The following is a 15809-nucleotide window of genomic DNA, read 5'->3' on the forward strand; positions in this document are numbered from 1 at the left end:
CTGTAGTTTGGGGGGCGTGTGGGGCCGGGGGGCGGCTCCGCTTTCCGGGGCAAAAATCACCGGGTCGGGGGGGTACGGCCCCGCCGCCACCCGACATAAAAAACGGGCCTACCGGCCCGTTTTTTTTACTGACTGTCTTTCTGGATCTTCTTAATGATGTTGGTGGTTGAACACCCGTCCTCAAAGTTGAGCACCATCACCTCGCCGCCGTTGGCCCAGACCTCTTCGCTGCCCGCGATTTGCTCCGGCCTGTAATCCCCGCCTTTTACCAGCAGGTCCGGCAGAATCCCGGCAATCAGGCGCTGCGGCGTGTCTTCTTCAAACGACACCACCCAGTCCACGGCCTCCAGCGCGCCGAGCACGATCATGCGCTGCTCCAGCGGGTTCACCGGACGCGTTTCGCCCTTCAGGCGTTTGGTCGACGCATCGCTGTTGACCGCCACAATCAGACGATCGCCCAGCTTGCGCGCGTTCGCCAGATAAGAGACGTGGCCCGCGTGCAGAATGTCGAACACGCCGTTGGTCATCACCACTTTTTCACCGCGCTTGCGCGCGGCGGCGACGGCCACCTTCAGCTCGTCTTCGGTCATCACGCCAAAACCGGTGTCCGCACGGCCGCGCACCGCGTTTTCCAGCTCGATTGGCGAAACGGTTGATGTCCCGAGCTTGCCGACCACCACGCCCGCCGCGGCGTTGGCGAAGTAACACGCCTCTTCCAGGGAATTGCCCGCGGCCAGCGTCGCCGCCAGCACGCCGATCACCGTATCACCGGCACCGGTCACGTCGTAGACCTCCTGCGCCTGGGTTGGCATGTGAAGCGGCGCCTTGCCCGGCTGCAGCAGCGTCATTCCCTGCTCGGAGCGAGTCACCAGCAGCGCGGACAGCTCGAAGTCAGCAATGATCTTCATGCCGCGCTCAACCAGCTCTTCCTCGGTTTTGCATTTGCCCGCCACCGCTTCAAACTCGGAGAGGTTTGGCGTCAGCAGCGTCGCGCCGCGATAGCGCTCAAAGTCGGTGCCTTTCGGGTCGATTAGCACCGGCACATTCGCTTTACGCGCCAGCTGGATCATCGTCTGCACGCTGGCCAGCGCGCCTTTCGCGTAGTCGGACAGCACCAGTGCGCCGATATTGCCCAGCGCCTGGTTGATGCGCTCGTGCAGCGGCTCGGGATCGACGCCTTCAAACCCTTCTTCAAAGTCGAGGCGGATCAGCTGCTGGTTGCGCGACAGCACGCGCAGCTTGGTAATCGTTGGGTGGGTCGGAACCGAAACGAAGTCGCACTTCACGTTCACGTCCGCCAGCGACTTGCCCAGCGCGCGGGCCGCATCGTCGATGCCGGTCAGGCCAACCAGACGCGACTGCGCGCCCAGGGAGGCAATGTTCATCGCCACGTTTGCCGCGCCGCCGGGACGCTCTTCAATGGTGTCGACCTTAACGACGGGTACCGGCGCTTCCGGAGAGATGCGGCTGGTCGGCCCATACCAGTAGCGATCCAGCATCACATCCCCGACAACCATTACTCCAGCACGTTCAAACTCTGGCAGTGTTACTTTCATTCCTGACTCCAGAAAGATTCACAATTTGCGCGCGATAATATCACACTTGATTTGTTACGCACGGCTCCACCAGCCATTTCTGCCAGCTTGCCGTTACCTGGGCGCGCTCTGCGACAAAACGGTCCAGCGCCACGTGGCCCGGCTGCTCCTGCAGCGCAAGGTGATGAAGCTCGTCGCGCAGCGTGGTGTAGGCGCGGGTTAAGGCCTGCGCCTCCTGCTCGTCCATGATGTCGTTTTGCGCCAGCAGCTCCAGAATGCGCACGTTGTCGGACCAGCGCGTCAGCTTCGGCCTGTCGTGGGCGTGCAGCAGCACCAGATACTGGGTAATGAACTCAATATCGGTAATCCCGCCCTCGTCGGCTTTAATATCAAAGCGATCGCGATGCTTATTGCCCAGGTGCGCGCGCATTTTCTCGCGCATTTCGCGCACTTCGGTTTGCAGCGTGCAGCCCTCGCGCACGGTGGTCATCACCGCTTTACGGATGGCATCGAACTGCGTTTTGAGCTGCGGATCGCCATACACCACGCGGGCGCGCACCAGCGCCTGATGCTCCCACGTCCAGGCTTCATTCTTCTGGTAGTCGGCGAAGGACTCCGTCGAGGTGACCAGCATCCCCGCCGCGCCGGACGGACGCAGGCGCGCATCCACTTCGTACAAAATGCCCGATGAGGTGCGGGTACTGAACAGGTGCATAATGCGCTGGGCCAGGCGCAGATAGAACTGACGCCCGTCAATCTCGCGCTCGCCGTCGGTCATCACGTCAACCGGGCAGTCGTGCAGGAAGATTAAATCCAGATCGGAGCTGTATCCCAGCTCCCAGCCGCCGAGCTTGCCATAGCCGACCACCGCAAAGCCGCGCCCTTCTCGATCGGCAAGGTGCTTCGGCTGGCCGTAGCGGGCAACCATCTGCACCCACGCCTGCTGCACGACCGCGTCGATGATTGCTTCCGCGAGCCAGGTTAAGTGATCGCTCACTTTCATCACCGGCAGCGTTCCGGCGATATCCGCGGCCGCCACGCGCAGCATCTGGGCCTGCTTAAACTGGCGCAGCGCCTCCAGCTGCTGCTCTTCGTCCTCTTCCGGCACGCGCAGCAGATACTGGCGCAGCTCGTCCCGGTAGGCGTCGGTCGCCGTCGGCTGATAGAGGGTATTCGGATCGAGCAGCTCGTCCAGCAGCAGCGGGTAACGCGCCAGCTTGTTGGCCACCATTGGCGAGGCGGCACAGAGGGAAATCAGGTGCTTGAGCGCCCCCGGGAACTCGCTCAACAGCTCAAGATAGGTGGTACGGGTGATAATCCCGCTCAGCAGCGGCATCATGCGCGACAGCGGCACCGGCGCATCCGCGCGCGCGCAGACCTCGCTCAGCAGGTGCGGCATCAGGTGATCCAGCACCTGCCGACCGCGCGGGCCGATGGCGCGCTTGTTCAGCTCAAGACGGAAATCGGCGATCAGCGCCACCACGCGATGGCGCGCGTCGTCGGTCAAGTGCATCAGCACCGGCGTGGTGTCATCTTCCTGAAGCGCGTCCTGCCACAGCTCGCGCCAGTGCTCGGAGATCGCATCGTCCGGCGATTCACTTTCGTCGTCGCCAATCAGATCGTTAAAGATGCGGCGCACGCCTGCCATGTGTTCGTCCAACCGTTCGATCAGCGTTGACCAGTTTTCCACGCGCATCCCCCAGGCCAGACGCGCCCGATTCAGGTCATCGCCCGGCAGGGTCTGGGTCTGTTCGTCGTTGATGCTTTGCAGCAGGTTTTCCAGACGACGCAGGAACAGATAGGCCTCGCGCAGGGTTTGCGCGTCGCCGTCCGGCAGCAGGTGCAGCTGCTCAATGGCGCTCAGCGTCGGCAGCAGCGAGCGGGACTGCAGCGACGGCTCGCGCCCGCCGCGAATCAGCTGGAAGACCTGGACGATAAATTCGATTTCGCGGATGCCGCCCGCACCGAGCTTAATGTTGTCCTTCAGCCCACGACGGCGCACCTCGCGGGCAATCATCCCTTTCATATTGCGCAGGGACTGAATCACGCTGAAGTCGATATAGCGACGGAACACGAACGGGCGCAGCATGGCGCGCAGCTCGTTGGCGTAGGCGTCGTCGCTGTCGCCCATGATCCGCGCTTTGACCATCGCGTAACGCTCCCAGTCGCGCCCCTGCTCCTGGTAATAATCCTCCAGCGCGGCAAAGCTCAGCACCAGCGGGCCGCTGTCGCCAAACGGGCGCAGTCGCATGTCCACGCGGTAGACAAAGCCGTCCTGCGTCGGCTGGTCCAGCGCCGTAATCAGGCGCGGGCCGAGGCGGGTGAAGAACTGGGCGTTGTCCAGCTCGCGACGCCCGCCGCGCGTCGAGCCGTTTTCCGGCCAGGCAAAAATCAGGTCGATATCGGAGGAGAAGTTCAGCTCGCAGCCGCCCAGCTTGCCCATTCCCAGAATCAGCAGCGGCTGAGGAACCCCTTCCTCACTGCACGGCGTACCCCACTCTTTACAGCAGGCGGCGTAGAGCCAGTCGCGCGCGGCGACAATCAGCGTTTGCGCCAGCTCGCTCAGCTGCTGCAAGGTACTCTCTTCGCTCACCAGCGCCAGCGACTGCGCCCAGGCAATGCGTACCATTACCCGACGGCGGAACTGGCGCAGAACGCGCATCAGCGAGGCTTCATCCGCTACCTCCGCCAGCGCGGTGTGCAGCCAGCCGGCATACTGCCGCCACTCGTCCGCCTGCGGGGGGGCATTTTCAAGCTCCGCCAGCCAGTCCGGATTAGCGGTGATACTTTCCTGCACAAAATCACTGAAGGCGAGCACGCTCCTGGCCTGCTCGCTTAACGATGACGCCGGTAATGACTCGGGCAGACGTTCGCAAACGGTCTGCCACTGCTGCTGTAACTGCGAAGAAAGCGGCATTTTGGGGGTTCCTTGCCAGAGTTAACGTTTTCCGCTGTGCAGCCAGAACGGCTCCTGCGAAATGGCCTCGTTACGGAAATGCTCAATCTCAATATGCTGGCGGGTTTCAATGGCATGCTTCAGCCCCTGCCAGTTTTCCAGCCAGGCCTGCGCCCGTGGCCCGTCGTAGGCACCCGAAAGGAGCAGCATGCTGTCGATGTTGCGCGAAAGGCGGGGCAGCTGATCGCCATACTTATCGCCGAGCGGATACGCAAAGGTGCTCTTCAGCTCGGCAGCATGACGGGAAAGATGAATGTCCGCGAAACGCTTAAAGTTTTCCGCGATTTTGGCCTCTGCTTTCGCATCCAGGAAGGCGCGCCAGCCGCGCGTGACCAGAAACTCGGTTAGCGCCAGCTTTGCGGCAGCGGCTTGCGGGCTGTAGATCGCCGTTTGCGCGGAGACGTCCGAGAGCATCAGCGTTTCGGTTTGCGTCAGCAGATCACGTAAGTGAGCGCTCGCTTTGCGAGGAACGATACCGCCGAACAGCGCCAGGGTATGGCGCACCAGGGCAATGGCCGCCAGCACGTGGGTTTTGGCATGCTTCACATTACGCGCCCACAGCTCTTCGTGGTACTGCCACTGCGAAAGCGCCAGCTCCAGCGCGGCTTCCAGACCCTGCTCAACGCTGGCTTTCGGCGCAACGTGCAGGATGGTCGTCTCTTTCAGGACGCGCGGCGCATTTCCGGCGGCCAGATGGTAACCGCGCGCGGCTTTACTCAGGCTTCCCTGACGCAGTCCGGACTGATTCACCAGCCTGCGCGCCAGCTTCAGCACGTCATTCGCGTCCCCTTCCAGCAGCTCAAGCTCCAGTTCGCAGATCGGTTCCTGGTACTCACCCGCCTTCACGTCGCCCAGATCGAGGGCGATTTCGATACGGCTTTTACCTTCCGTCACCAGCCATTTCTCACGCCAGAAATCGGTGCTGAACAGCGGCTGCACCTGTTCCGCCAGCGTGGCAGGCAGTCCACCTTCCGGCCAGACGTCCGCCGGAAAACGTTCCAGCTCAAGTTCTGGCTGGTTGATGTCGATATTGTATTCCGGACGCTGATGTAAACCGCCGACCACGCGGCCAGCAATTTTCATCGTCATCTCGTAGCGGCCGTTCGCGCCACGGATGCGCAGGCCCATATCGTGGCGACGCAGCCAGTTGTCCGGCGTTTCGTAATAGATATTAAGCAGTTGTACCGGTGCATGGTGTTCGCCGGAAAGGGTATGCAGATGCTGGCGGAGTGCGTCAACGCTGTCTTTTTCGACGATAAATTTTAATTCGATTTCCTGAGCCATAGCCTTGTACTTTTGCGGGCGTCACAGACGCGTCAATGAGGGCGAACTTCCTCGCCATTTGTTTGTCAGTACATAGTATTTTGCGCCAAATTGCCATGCAATGAGCAATTTGTCGGGCGTAAATGTGTAGAGTCGTGACACAGATGATTCCGATTGCTGACGAATGCTTTGCGTAGAGACACTGTTGCCACTACTATCGTTCCACTATTTATGAAAATAACGACTGATGATGCTTAAATTACGCCTGATTGGACTTACTTTACTCGCTTTTAGCGCCGCAACCGCAGTGCACGCTGAAGAGAAGCGTTACGTTTCTGACGAACTGAACACCTGGGTACGCAGTGGCCCCGGAGATAATTATCGCCTCGTGGGCACGGTGAATGCCGGCGAGGAAGTCACCCTGTTACAGACCAACGCCGACACCAACTATGGTCAGGTTCGCGACAGCACCGGCCGTACGTCCTGGATCCCGCTGAAAGAGCTGAGCACCGTCCCTAGCCTGCGCACCCGCGTGCCGGATCTGGAAAATCAGGTGAAAACCCTGACCGACAAGCTGAACAACATCGACGGCACCTGGAACCAGCGCACCGCAGAAATGCAGCAGAAGGTAGCGCAGAGCGACGGCGTGATTAACGGCCTGAAGGAAGAGAACCAGAAGCTGAAAAACGAGCTGATTGTCGCGCAGAAGAAAGTGAATGCCGCCAATCTGCAGCTCGATGACAAACAGCGCACCATCATCATGCAGTGGTTTATGTATGGCGGCGGCGTGCTGGGCGTGGGTCTGGTGCTGGGTCTGGTCCTGCCGCATCTGATCCCAAGCCGTAAGCGTAAAGACCGCTGGATGAACTAACTCGTCTTCTCTGCCAGACTTACGTATCATTCTGGAAAAGAGAAAACGGGAGAGTGGGGCGTGAAGAGTTATCTGGTCGGTGGTGCGGTTCGTGATGCGTTGTTAGGTCTGCCGGTCAAAGATAAAGACTGGGTGGTGGTGGGCGCCACCCCGGAAGAGATGCTCGACGCGGGCTACCAGCAGGTAGGCCGCGATTTTCCCGTGTTCCTGCACCCGAAAAGCCGTGAAGAGTATGCCCTGGCGCGTACCGAGCGGAAATCCGGCTCGGGCTATACCGGCTTCACCTGCTATGCCGCGCCGGACGTCACGCTGGAGCAGGATCTGCTGCGTCGCGATCTCACCATCAACGCGCTGGCGCAGGACGAAAACGGCCAGATCGTTGACACCTATGGCGGCCAGGACGATCTGCGCAACCGCCTTTTACGTCACGTCTCCCCCGCGTTTTCTGAAGATCCGCTCCGCGTGCTGCGCGTAGCCCGCTTTGCCGCGCGCTATGCCCATCTCAGCTTCCGTATTGCCGATGAGACAATGACGCTGATGACCGCCATGACCGAGGCGGGCGAGCTTGAACACCTGACCCCCGAGCGCGTCTGGAAAGAGACGGAAAATGCCCTCACCACGCGTAATCCGCAGGTCTTTTTCCAGGTGCTGCGCGACTGCGGCGCGCTGAAGGTGCTGTTCCCGGAAATCGACGCGCTGTTTGGCGTCCCTGCCCCGGCGAAATGGCACCCGGAAATTGATACCGGCGTGCATACGCTGATGACCCTGAGCATGGCGGCCATGCTCAGCCCTGACGTGGACGTGCGCTTTTCGACCCTGTGCCACGATCTCGGCAAAGGCTTAACCCCTAAAGAATTCTGGCCTCGCCACCACGGGCACGGCCCGGCAGGGGTGAAGCTGGTCGAGGGGCTGTGCCAGCGTCTGCGCGTGCCGAACGAAATCCGCGATCTGGCGAAACTGGTGGCCGAATTCCACGATCTGATCCACACCTTCCCCATCCTGAAACCGGCCACCATCGTGAAGCTGTTCGATAACATCGACGCCTGGCGCAAGCCCCAGCGCGTGGAGCAAATTGCGCTCACCAGCGAAGCGGACGTGCGCGGTCGGACCGGGTTTGAAGCGTGCGACTACCCGCAGGGACGTTTACTGCGTAAAGCCTGGGAGGTGGCAAAAGCGGTGCCGACGAAGGACGTTGTCGAGGCAGGGTTTAAAGGCCCGGAGATCCGCGAAGAGCTGACAAAACGGCGGATTGATGCCGTCGCGGCGTGGAAGGAAAAGCATTGCCCTCAGCCAAAAGACTGAGGGCTGTGGGTCATCAGAAGAAGACCACGTATACCGCAGCTGCCACGATAAAACGATAGATCGCGAACGGAATAAACGAGATGCGCTTAATCAGCTGCAGGAAGGTTTTGATGGCAATCAGCGCCACGATAAACGCGGTGATGAAGCCGACGGCGAACATCGGAATGTCGCCAGCCGTCAGGAAGTGATAGCTCTTATAGACGTCAAGCACGGTGGCGCCCATCATCATCGGCACCGCCAGCAGGAACGAGAACTCTGACGCGGCGTAACGGCTCACGCCCATCAGCATCCCGCCGGAAATGGTTGCGCCTGAACGGGAGAAGCCCGGCCACAGCGCCAGACACTGGAAGCAGCCGATCATAAACGCCTGACGATAGGTCATATCGTCCAGCCCTTCCGCGCGCGGCGTTTTTGGCTTCAGCACTTCGGCGGCAATCAGCAGGAAGCCGCCGACCACCAGCGCATACATCACGTTAATCGGATTAAACAGCGATTTGATGGCGTCGTGGAAAACCAGGCCCAGCACCACCGCCGGGATCATCCCGAGCAGAATATGGATCAGCGACAGGCGGCCTTTACCGGCCCCCTCGTGCTGAGGCGGACGGCCAAAGTGAATGCCGATCAGGCCAAACAGGCGGCGCCAGAACATCACCACCACCGCCAGAATGGACCCCAACTGGATCACGACTTCAAACGTTTTCGCGGTATCGCCTTCAAAGCCCAGCAGATGGCCAACGATAATCATATGGCCGGTACTGGAAACCGGTAAAAACTCCGTCAATCCTTCGACCACACCCAGTATTGCCGCCACCAGCAGCGAGTGCATATCGCTCATCTATAAACCCCTAAAAAAGATATAAAAAAACGGCGTCCCATGCGGACCACCGATAAGATACAGTCTTGAGACCGTTATAGCCTAAAATGGTTTAGCTATTATGACGTTAAATCTTTCCTTTCAGATTTGTGCCACGCTCGATGATGACCCCCACGTTGGCGGCGCGCGCCACCGCGCCAGGTTTGCTCAGCTTGATGCGCACCCACGGTGAGTTGAATTTTTTCAGCAGCAATTCTGCGACCTCTTCCGCCACCCGTTCAACCAGCGCAAAACGCTGCCCTTCCACATGGCCGATGACCGTTTCGCTGATGTCGGCATAGCTCAGACAGTCGTTCACGTCATCGCTTTTTGCCGATTTGCGGTTATCCCATCCCATTTCGATATCGAACACCAGCTTCTGCTCGATGGTCTGTTCCCAGTCGTAAACACCAATAGTGGTGATTACCGAAAGTTGCTCTATAAATACAATATCCATCACGACCTGCCTGCTTTTTGGCTAAACCGGATACCACTTCCGGCGAATTATGCGTATTATCCACAGATGCTGAGAATACAGATACCTTTTCAAAACGGAACAGCGTTATGAGTGCAATCGCGCCTGGAATGATCCTCCTCGCCTATCTTTGCGGCTCAATCTCCAGCGCCATTCTGGTCTGCCGCATTGCCGGGTTACCTGACCCGCGTGAAAGCGGTTCCGGGAATCCGGGAGCGACCAACGTACTACGAATTGGCGGCAAGGGAGCAGCCGTAGCGGTATTGATTTTTGATGTTCTGAAAGGAATGCTGCCCGTCTGGGGTGCCTATGCGCTGGGCGTCACGCCGTTCTGGCTGGGGCTGATTGCGATCGCCGCCTGCGTCGGCCACATCTGGCCCGTATTCTTCGGTTTTAAAGGCGGCAAAGGCGTTGCCACCGCCTTTGGTGCCATTGCGCCCATCGGCTGGGACTTAACCGGCGTCATGGCCGGAACCTGGCTACTGACCATTTTGCTGAGCGGCTATTCGTCGCTGGGCGCTATCGTCAGCGCGCTCATCGCCCCGTTTTACGTCTGGTGGTTCAAGCCGCAGTTCACCTTCCCGGTGTCGATGCTCTCCTGCCTTATCCTGCTGCGCCATCACGACAATATTCAGCGCCTGTGGCGTCGTCAGGAGACCAAAATCTGGACGAAGCTCAAGAGGAAGAAAAAAGACGCCCCGTAAGGTTAGTTATGCCTTATAGCCAAATGTGATTTTGGTCACCTTCTGCCTGTGGTAACTGTTAATGACACAACACAACCACACAAGAAGAAAATGGCAGAAATCACAGAAACAACTCCCCTTTCAACGGCAGGAAAACGCCCCGACGGCGACATCCAGTGGGTGCGCAGCGCATCGGATGTATCACGCCTCGTTAATGACGGTTCTCAGGGCCGGGCAAACGCCCGTATCGTGGTCGGTATCGCACTGGGCGGGATATTCCTCGATGCCTACGATCTGGGCGCGCTGGCGTTCGGCATTAAAGACATTACTCGCGAATTTAACCTGACGCCCGCCGGTACCGGTATGGTGGCCTCGGCGATTACCTTTGGTGCCATTGTCGGGGCGCTGCTCGGCGGTTACCTCACGGATAAAATCGGGCGCTACCGCGTTTTTATGGCTGATATGGTGTTCTTCGTGGTAGCGGCCATCGCCTGTGCGCTGGCCCCGAACGAATATGTGCTGGCGGGAGCCCGTTTTGTGATGGGGCTTGGGGTCGGGATCGACCTTCCCGTCGCGATGGCGTTTTTAAGCGAGTTCGCCAGGCTGAAAGGCCCCGGAAACAAGGCCTCCAGCGTCGCGATGTGGTGCCCCACCTGGTATGCCGCCATCAGCGTCTCCTACCTGCTGGTGCTTTTCTTCTACGCCGTGCTGCCGGCAAGCCACAGCGACTGGCTGTGGCGTTTGATTCTCGGCTTTGGCGCGGTGCCCGCGCTGGTCATCATCACCATCCGCAGCCGCTATATGAGCGAATCGCCGGTCTGGGCGGCGAATCAGGGTAACCTGAAAGAGGCAGCGTCGATTTTACGCCAGTCCTATAACATCAATGCCCACGTGCCGCAGGATGCGCTCGGCCGGCCAGCCCCTGTGGTGAATAAAGCGAAATGGTCAAACTATCTGAACCTGTTTCGTGGCATTTATCTAAGGCGCACCACGCTCGCCACGCTGCTGTCCGTCGTCTCCTCGTTTGCCTATAACGCCGTGGCGTTTGGTCTGCCGGCGATCGTCTCCAGCTTCTTTGTCCAGTCGATGCTCGCCACCATCCTGATTTCTCTGGCGCTTAACCTGCTGTTTGCCTTCTTCGGCGGGCTGCTGGCGGTACGCTACGTGCCGCGCTTCGGCGCATGGCGAATGTCGCTTGCGGGGTATGCCTGCCAGCTTGTCGCGCTGCTGGGCCTGGCGCTGATTGGCCGACCGGAAGGCACCGCTGAAGGCGCGCTTGCCGTTGCGATGCTGGCGCTTTTCCTGTTTGGTCAGGGCTTTGGCCCGGGCGCGCATACCATGACGTTTGCCTCGCTGAGCTACCCGACCTCGCTGCGCGGCGTGGGCGTGGGTCTCAACCAGACGCTGATGCGCAGCAGTTCCACGCTGTCGCTGTTCCTGTTCCCGCTGCTGGTCGCGTCGCTCGACACCGCCGTATTCTGGGTGATTGCGCTGGCGCCGCTTATCGGCCTGGCGTCGCTGCTGGCGATCCGCTGGGAGCCGTCCGGATATGACGTAGATGCGGAGGACTATCGGTAACAACACATCGCTTCGGTGGGCCAACCCCACCGAAGCGCTCTTAGAAATCGTCCAGCAGCGTTCTGGAGAGTCTTTTTAACATCTCCAGCTCTTCATCATTCATCCGCATGCTGCAGCGAATCTGGTCCGGCAGCGCCATCACCTGTTTTTTCAGAGCGTTAGCCTTTTCTGTCAGGACGACATTTTTCATTCTTTCATCCCCCACAACCGCGACCCGGTTGAGAAATCCTTTCGCCTCAAGCTTTTGAACCAGCGGGGTCAACGTGCCCGAATCAAAAAACGTCTTATCGCTGAGCTCGCGAAGCGGGATGTTGTCTTTCTCATAAAGCGCCATCAAAACAACGAACTGCGGGTAGGTCAGATCCATCTCCAGCAGTAAGGGACGATACTGGCGAACGAACGCATTGGTGACCGAGTACAGCGAGAAGCAAAGTAAATCGTCTAGCGTTTTGTTTTCTTTCATTTTTCTAGCCACTCCTAATGTGTTGCCTAAAAAAATTATAAATAATGTTTGACTAAAAGTATCTTGCGCGCAAGTATTATGTCAGAAACTAAATAGCGCACTACTTAGTTAATCAATCCGATCAAATACGTTAAAGAGGCAACACCATGAAAACACTCACCGCCATCCTGGTTTCTTCCGTCTTCGCGTCAGCTGCGGCGTCTGCCCAGACCACCAATACCCCAACGCCGACCGCAGGCGTACAGGCATTTCTGAATGTACTGAATTCTGGAAAAGGGAAACCGATGGAACAGATGACCCCTCAGGAGGCCCGCCAGGTGCTGATCGGCGCGCAGCAAGGCGCAAAACTGCCGCCCGCTCAGGTTTCTGAAAAAACAATCCAGGTAAACGGTCAGGCGATCAAGCTGAAAATAGTGAAACCTGAAAACGCGACCGGCACGCTCCCGGCATTTATGTTCTTCCACGGCGGCGGCTGGGTGCTGGGTGATTTCCCAACCCACGAACGCTTAATCCGCGACCTCGTTCGCGCTTCGGGTGCCGCAGCGGTTTACGTTGATTACACACCATCACCTGAGGCCCATTTCCCGGTGGCCATCAATCAGGCCTATGAAGCGACAAAATGGGTAGCCGAGCACGGTCAGGAAATTGGCGTGGACGGCAGCCGTCTGGGTCTGGTCGGTAACAGCGTGGGCGGCAATATGGTGGCGTCCGTGGCGCTGCAGGCAAAACAGTTCAAGGGACCAAAAATTCGCTACAACGTCATGCTCTGGCCTGTGACCGATGCGAATTTTGATACTGCCTCGTATAACCAGTTCGAGAACGGCTATTTCCTGTCGAAAAACATGATGAAATGGTTCTGGGATAACTACACCACCCGCGATGCCGACCGCAACAATATCCTGGCCTCTCCGCTTCGCGCCAGCGCCGCGCAGCTGAAGGGCTTCCCGGAAACGCTGATTCAGACAGCAGAGCTGGACGTTCTGCGGGACGAAGGCGAAGCGTTCGGACGTAAGCTGGATGCGGCTGGCGTCCCGGTGACCGTCACGCGCTATAACGGCATGATCCACGACTACGGCCTGCTTAACCCGCTGAGCCAGGAGCCGACGGTTAAAGTTGCTCTTGAGCAGGCGGGCGCAGCGCTGCATGAGCACCTGAAATAACGGCATCGCGATGTTTGTCAGACAGCACGCCCTCCGGGCGTGCTTTTTTGTTTCGTCTTAACCGCTATCCATAAGCGACTCATATGACAGCCTTCATTTCCGCCAGGGCATACTGAAACGACCCGATGATGAGCAGATGGATGCAGCATGTTAGCAGCTCAGGTCACTGATAATTCGTACAAAGGCTGGCAGGCGTCGCTTGCCCTGCAGTTTTGTCACACCCCTGAGAAAACCCTCCTGTACTCCGCCCACCACGTCGGGCCGCTTACCGTTCAGCGGCCGTTTTACCCCGAGGACGAAACCTGTCACCTCTACCTGCTGCACCCGCCCGGCGGCATTGTGGGCGGCGATACGCTGGACATTTCCGTTCGGCTGGACGCCAAAAGCCACGCGCTTATCACCATGCCCGGCGCCAGCAAGTTCTATCGCAGCAGCGGCCCGCAGGCTCGCCTGAGCCAGCACTTTTACCTTGAAGAAGACGCGACGCTGGAGTGGCTGCCGCAGGACACCATTATTTTTCCCGGCGCGAATGCCGCGCTGCGCTCAGTCTTCCACCTCAAAGCCTCCAGCACGCTGCTGGCGTGGGAGCTGTACTGTCTGGGACGCCCGGTAATCAATGAGACCTTCAGCCACGGCACGCTGGAGAGCCGCCTTGAGGTCTGGGTCGACGACGAACCGCGCCTGATCGAGCGCCAGCATCTTAGCGGAGGCGATCTCGCGCCCGTTGCCGGGCATCCCTGGCTCGGCACCCTGCTGTTCTATCCGGCCCGTGAAGAGCACCTGGAATCGGTGCGCGAGCGGCTCGCGCCGCTGGAAAATTTTGCAGGCGCAACGCTCACCGACGGCCTGCTGTCGGTGCGCTTTCTCTCGCACGACAACCTGATTTGTCAGCGGGTGATGCGCGACGTCTGGCAGTCGCTTCGCCCGCTTCTCACCACCAAAACCGCCTGTTCGCCGCGTATCTGGCAGACATAAGAGAAACGTTATGGAACTGACCCCCAGAGAAAAAGACAAGCTGTTGCTGTTCACCGCCGCGCTGGTTGCCGAACGCCGCCTTGCGCGCGGGGTAAAGCTCAACTATCCGGAATCGGTCGCGCTGATCAGCGCCTTTATTATGGAAGGCGCGCGCGATGGCGAAACCGTTGCCTCGCTGATGGAGGCGGGCCGCCACGTCCTGCGGCGCGACCAGGTGATGGAGGGCGTCCCGGAGATGATCCCGGATATTCAGGTCGAAGCCACCTTCCCGGACGGATCCAAGCTCGTCACCGTCCACAACCCGATCGTCTAAGGAGCGCGTAATGATCCCAGGCGAATACCAGATCCAGCCCGGCACGATTGCGATCAACGTCGGGCGCGAAACCCACACCGTGATTGTCGAAAATCACGGCGACAGGCCGATCCAGGTCGGATCGCACTACCACTTTTACGAGGTCAACCCGGCGCTGAAGTTCGAGCGGGAAGCCACTAAAGGCTACCGGCTGAACATCCCGGCGGGCACCGCCGTGCGCTTCGAACCCGGCCAGAAGCGGGAAGTCACGCTGGTGCAGGTTGCGGGCGCGCAGCGCATCTTCGGTTTTCGCAGCGAGGTAATGGGCGAGGTGCAGCATGGCTGAGATTTCGCGCCAGGCGTATGCCGATATGTTCGGTCCCACCACCGGCGATAAGGTGCGGCTGGCCGACAGCGAGCTATGGATCGAAGTGGAAGACGATCTCACGGTCTACGGTGAAGAGGTCAAATTCGGCGGCGGAAAGGTGATCCGCGACGGTATGGGCCAGGGGCAGATGACCGCCGACGACTGCGTGGATCTGGTGCTCACCAACGCGCTGATCGTCGATCACTGGGGGATCGTGAAGGCCGATATCGGCGTCAAGAACGGGCGGATCTTTGCCGTCGGTAAAGCCGGTAACCCGGACATTCAGCCCGGCGTGACGATCCCGATCGGTGCGGCAACGGAAGTCATCGCCGCCGAAGGGAAGATCGTGACCGCGGGCGGGATCGACACCCATATTCACTGGATCTGCCCTCAGCAGGCGGAAGAGGCGCTGGTTTCCGGCGTCACCACCATGATCGGCGGCGGCACCGGTCCGGCGGCGGGCACCAACGCCACCACCTGCACGCCGGGGCCGTGGTATATCGCCCGCATGCTGCAGGCTGCCGATGCGCTGCCGGTGAATATCGGCCTGCTCGGCAAAGGTAACGGCTCCAGTCCGGACGCCCTGCGCGAGCAGATTGCCGCCGGCGCCATCGGGCTGAAGATCCACGAAGACTGGGGCGCCACGCCTGCGGCCATCAACTGCTCGCTGGAGGTGGCCGAAGAGATGGATATCCAGGTGGCGCTGCACAGCGACACGCTGAACGAGTCCGGATTTGTGGAAGACACGCTGGCGGCGATCGGCGGGCGCACCATCCACACCTTCCATACCGAAGGGGCGGGCGGCGGCCATGCGCCGGATATTATCACCGCCTGCGCGCACCCGAATATTCTGCCCTCCTCCACCAACCCGACGCTGCCCTACACGGTGAACACCATCGACGAGCATCTCGACATGCTGCGCCAGTTCGGGCTGGACGTGGCCTACGCCAGCCTGCCGTTTGAACCGGAAGCGGGCGCGTACGCCAGCGATGCCCACAGCCATAGCCATTCTCACGCTCATTCACATTAAGGATCC

15 protein-coding genes are annotated in these 15809 nt (G+C 59.6%); 9 read left to right on the plus strand and 6 right to left on the minus strand.

Features of this window, described 5'->3' with window-relative positions; all coding sequences use genetic code 11:
• Window positions 1-125: 125 nt before the first annotated feature.
• Genes hldE through L6R44_RS07530 form a run of 3 tightly spaced genes read right to left on the minus strand, consistent with a single transcriptional unit; the run spans window position 126 to window position 5775 of the window.
• Complete coding sequence (hldE, locus tag L6R44_RS07520; protein WP_237423740.1) at window positions 126-1556, minus strand: bifunctional D-glycero-beta-D-manno-heptose-7-phosphate kinase/D-glycero-beta-D-manno-heptose 1-phosphate adenylyltransferase HldE; 1431 nt, start codon at window positions 1554-1556, stop codon at window positions 126-128.
• A 40-nt stretch (window positions 1557-1596) separates the two neighbouring features.
• The gene (gene glnE, locus L6R44_RS07525; RefSeq protein ID WP_237423741.1) at window positions 1597-4452 is read right to left on the minus strand and encodes a bifunctional [glutamate--ammonia ligase]-adenylyl-L-tyrosine phosphorylase/[glutamate--ammonia-ligase] adenylyltransferase; all 2856 of its coding nucleotides are present in this window, start codon (window positions 4450-4452) and stop codon (window positions 1597-1599) included.
• 21 nt (window positions 4453-4473) lie between these two features.
• Entirely contained in the window at window positions 4474-5775 is a 1302-nt protein-coding gene (locus L6R44_RS07530) for a CYTH domain-containing protein (protein ID WP_237423742.1), read from the minus strand.
• Between the two features lie 229 nt (window positions 5776-6004).
• Here L6R44_RS07530 and L6R44_RS07535 point away from each other — a divergent pair, with 229 nt between their 5' ends.
• Window positions 6005-6625, plus strand: a complete 621-nt coding sequence (locus L6R44_RS07535) for a TIGR04211 family SH3 domain-containing protein (protein WP_024906484.1) — start codon at window positions 6005-6007, stop codon at window positions 6623-6625.
• A gap of 60 nt (window positions 6626-6685) precedes the next feature.
• Window positions 6686-7927 carry a multifunctional CCA addition/repair protein gene (locus L6R44_RS07540; protein WP_237423743.1) on the plus strand — a complete coding sequence of 414 codons (1242 nt, stop codon included), beginning with the start codon at window positions 6686-6688 and terminating at the stop codon, window positions 7925-7927.
• 13 nt (window positions 7928-7940) lie between these two features.
• Here the strand turns inward: L6R44_RS07540 and bacA are convergent, their stop codons facing one another.
• The gene (bacA, locus tag L6R44_RS07545) at window positions 7941-8762 is read right to left on the minus strand and encodes an undecaprenyl-diphosphate phosphatase (RefSeq protein ID WP_032642108.1); all 822 of its coding nucleotides are present in this window, start codon (window positions 8760-8762) and stop codon (window positions 7941-7943) included.
• A gap of 106 nt (window positions 8763-8868) precedes the next feature.
• Entirely contained in the window at window positions 8869-9237 is a 369-nt protein-coding gene (gene folB, locus L6R44_RS07550) for a bifunctional dihydroneopterin aldolase/7,8-dihydroneopterin epimerase (protein ID WP_008502956.1), read from the minus strand.
• Window positions 9238-9344: 107 nt separating this feature from the next.
• Between folB and plsY the strand changes: the two genes are divergently transcribed.
• Both plsY and L6R44_RS07560 read left to right on the plus strand, forming a co-directional pair.
• Window positions 9345-9959 carry a glycerol-3-phosphate 1-O-acyltransferase PlsY gene (gene plsY / locus L6R44_RS07555; protein WP_008502955.1) on the plus strand — a complete coding sequence of 205 codons (615 nt, stop codon included), beginning with the start codon at window positions 9345-9347 and terminating at the stop codon, window positions 9957-9959.
• A 90-nt stretch (window positions 9960-10049) separates the two neighbouring features.
• A complete protein-coding gene (locus L6R44_RS07560; protein WP_237423744.1) occupies window positions 10050-11516 on the plus strand; it encodes an MFS transporter in 1467 nt (488 codons plus the stop codon).
• A 40-nt stretch (window positions 11517-11556) separates the two neighbouring features.
• On the opposite strand, the gene L6R44_RS07565 is transcribed toward L6R44_RS07560, so the two are convergent.
• Window positions 11557-11979, minus strand: a complete 423-nt coding sequence (locus tag L6R44_RS07565) for a MarR family winged helix-turn-helix transcriptional regulator (protein WP_237423745.1) — start codon at window positions 11977-11979, stop codon at window positions 11557-11559.
• Window positions 11980-12125: 146 nt separating this feature from the next.
• Between L6R44_RS07565 and L6R44_RS07570 the strand changes: the two genes are divergently transcribed.
• The 5 genes from L6R44_RS07570 to L6R44_RS07590 all read left to right on the plus strand — a co-directional run bounded on the left by L6R44_RS07570 (window position 12126) and on the right by L6R44_RS07590 (window position 15803).
• Window positions 12126-13139: an alpha/beta hydrolase gene (locus L6R44_RS07570; protein WP_032642115.1), complete on the plus strand. Its 1014-nt coding sequence runs from the start codon at window positions 12126-12128 to the stop codon at window positions 13137-13139.
• Between the two features lie 147 nt (window positions 13140-13286).
• Window positions 13287-14114: an urease accessory protein UreD gene (locus L6R44_RS07575; protein WP_237423746.1), complete on the plus strand. Its 828-nt coding sequence runs from the start codon at window positions 13287-13289 to the stop codon at window positions 14112-14114.
• Window positions 14115-14124: 10 nt separating this feature from the next.
• Window positions 14125-14427, plus strand: coding sequence for an urease subunit gamma (locus L6R44_RS07580; protein ID WP_006811999.1), 303 nt, complete (start codon window positions 14125-14127; stop codon window positions 14425-14427).
• Between the two features lie 10 nt (window positions 14428-14437).
• Window positions 14438-14752 (plus strand): urease subunit beta, encoded by a 315-nt coding sequence (locus L6R44_RS07585; protein WP_237423747.1) that lies wholly within the window; start codon window positions 14438-14440, stop codon window positions 14750-14752.
• Window positions 14745-15803, plus strand: a complete 1059-nt coding sequence (locus L6R44_RS07590; protein WP_442876501.1) for an urease subunit alpha — start codon at window positions 14745-14747, stop codon at window positions 15801-15803. The genes L6R44_RS07585 and L6R44_RS07590 overlap by 8 nt, the downstream gene beginning before the upstream one ends.
• The last annotated feature ends 6 nt before the right edge of the window (window positions 15804-15809 follow it).

Origin of the sequence: Enterobacter cloacae complex sp. ECC445 (assembly GCF_021892025.1) — a bacterium.
GTDB lineage: Bacteria > Pseudomonadota > Gammaproteobacteria > Enterobacterales > Enterobacteriaceae > Enterobacter > Enterobacter chengduensis.

What these genes read in the sequence shown, in the direction of transcription:
- hldE (WP_237423740.1), bottom strand. Translation starts at nt 1,556, where the DNA reads ATGAAAGTAACACTGCCAGAGTTTGAACGTGCTGGAGTAATGGTTGTC.
- glnE (WP_237423741.1), bottom strand. Translation starts at nt 4,452, where the DNA reads ATGCCGCTTTCTTCGCAGTTACAGCAGCAGTGGCAGACCGTTTGCGAA.
- L6R44_RS07530 (WP_237423742.1), bottom strand. Translation starts at nt 5,775, where the DNA reads ATGGCTCAGGAAATCGAATTAAAATTTATCGTCGAAAAAGACAGCGTT.
- L6R44_RS07535 (WP_024906484.1), top strand. Translation starts at nt 6,005, where the DNA reads ATGCTTAAATTACGCCTGATTGGACTTACTTTACTCGCTTTTAGCGCC.
- bacA (WP_032642108.1), bottom strand. Translation starts at nt 8,762, where the DNA reads ATGAGCGATATGCACTCGCTGCTGGTGGCGGCAATACTGGGTGTGGTC.
- folB (WP_008502956.1), bottom strand. Translation starts at nt 9,237, where the DNA reads ATGGATATTGTATTTATAGAGCAACTTTCGGTAATCACCACTATTGGT.
- plsY (WP_008502955.1), top strand. Translation starts at nt 9,345, where the DNA reads ATGAGTGCAATCGCGCCTGGAATGATCCTCCTCGCCTATCTTTGCGGC.
- L6R44_RS07560 (WP_237423744.1), top strand. Translation starts at nt 10,050, where the DNA reads ATGGCAGAAATCACAGAAACAACTCCCCTTTCAACGGCAGGAAAACGC.
- L6R44_RS07565 (WP_237423745.1), bottom strand. Translation starts at nt 11,979, where the DNA reads ATGAAAGAAAACAAAACGCTAGACGATTTACTTTGCTTCTCGCTGTAC.
- L6R44_RS07570 (WP_032642115.1), top strand. Translation starts at nt 12,126, where the DNA reads ATGAAAACACTCACCGCCATCCTGGTTTCTTCCGTCTTCGCGTCAGCT.
- L6R44_RS07575 (WP_237423746.1), top strand. Translation starts at nt 13,287, where the DNA reads ATGTTAGCAGCTCAGGTCACTGATAATTCGTACAAAGGCTGGCAGGCG.
- L6R44_RS07580 (WP_006811999.1), top strand. Translation starts at nt 14,125, where the DNA reads ATGGAACTGACCCCCAGAGAAAAAGACAAGCTGTTGCTGTTCACCGCC.
- L6R44_RS07585 (WP_237423747.1), top strand. Translation starts at nt 14,438, where the DNA reads ATGATCCCAGGCGAATACCAGATCCAGCCCGGCACGATTGCGATCAAC.
- L6R44_RS07590 (WP_442876501.1), top strand. Translation starts at nt 14,745, where the DNA reads ATGGCTGAGATTTCGCGCCAGGCGTATGCCGATATGTTCGGTCCCACC.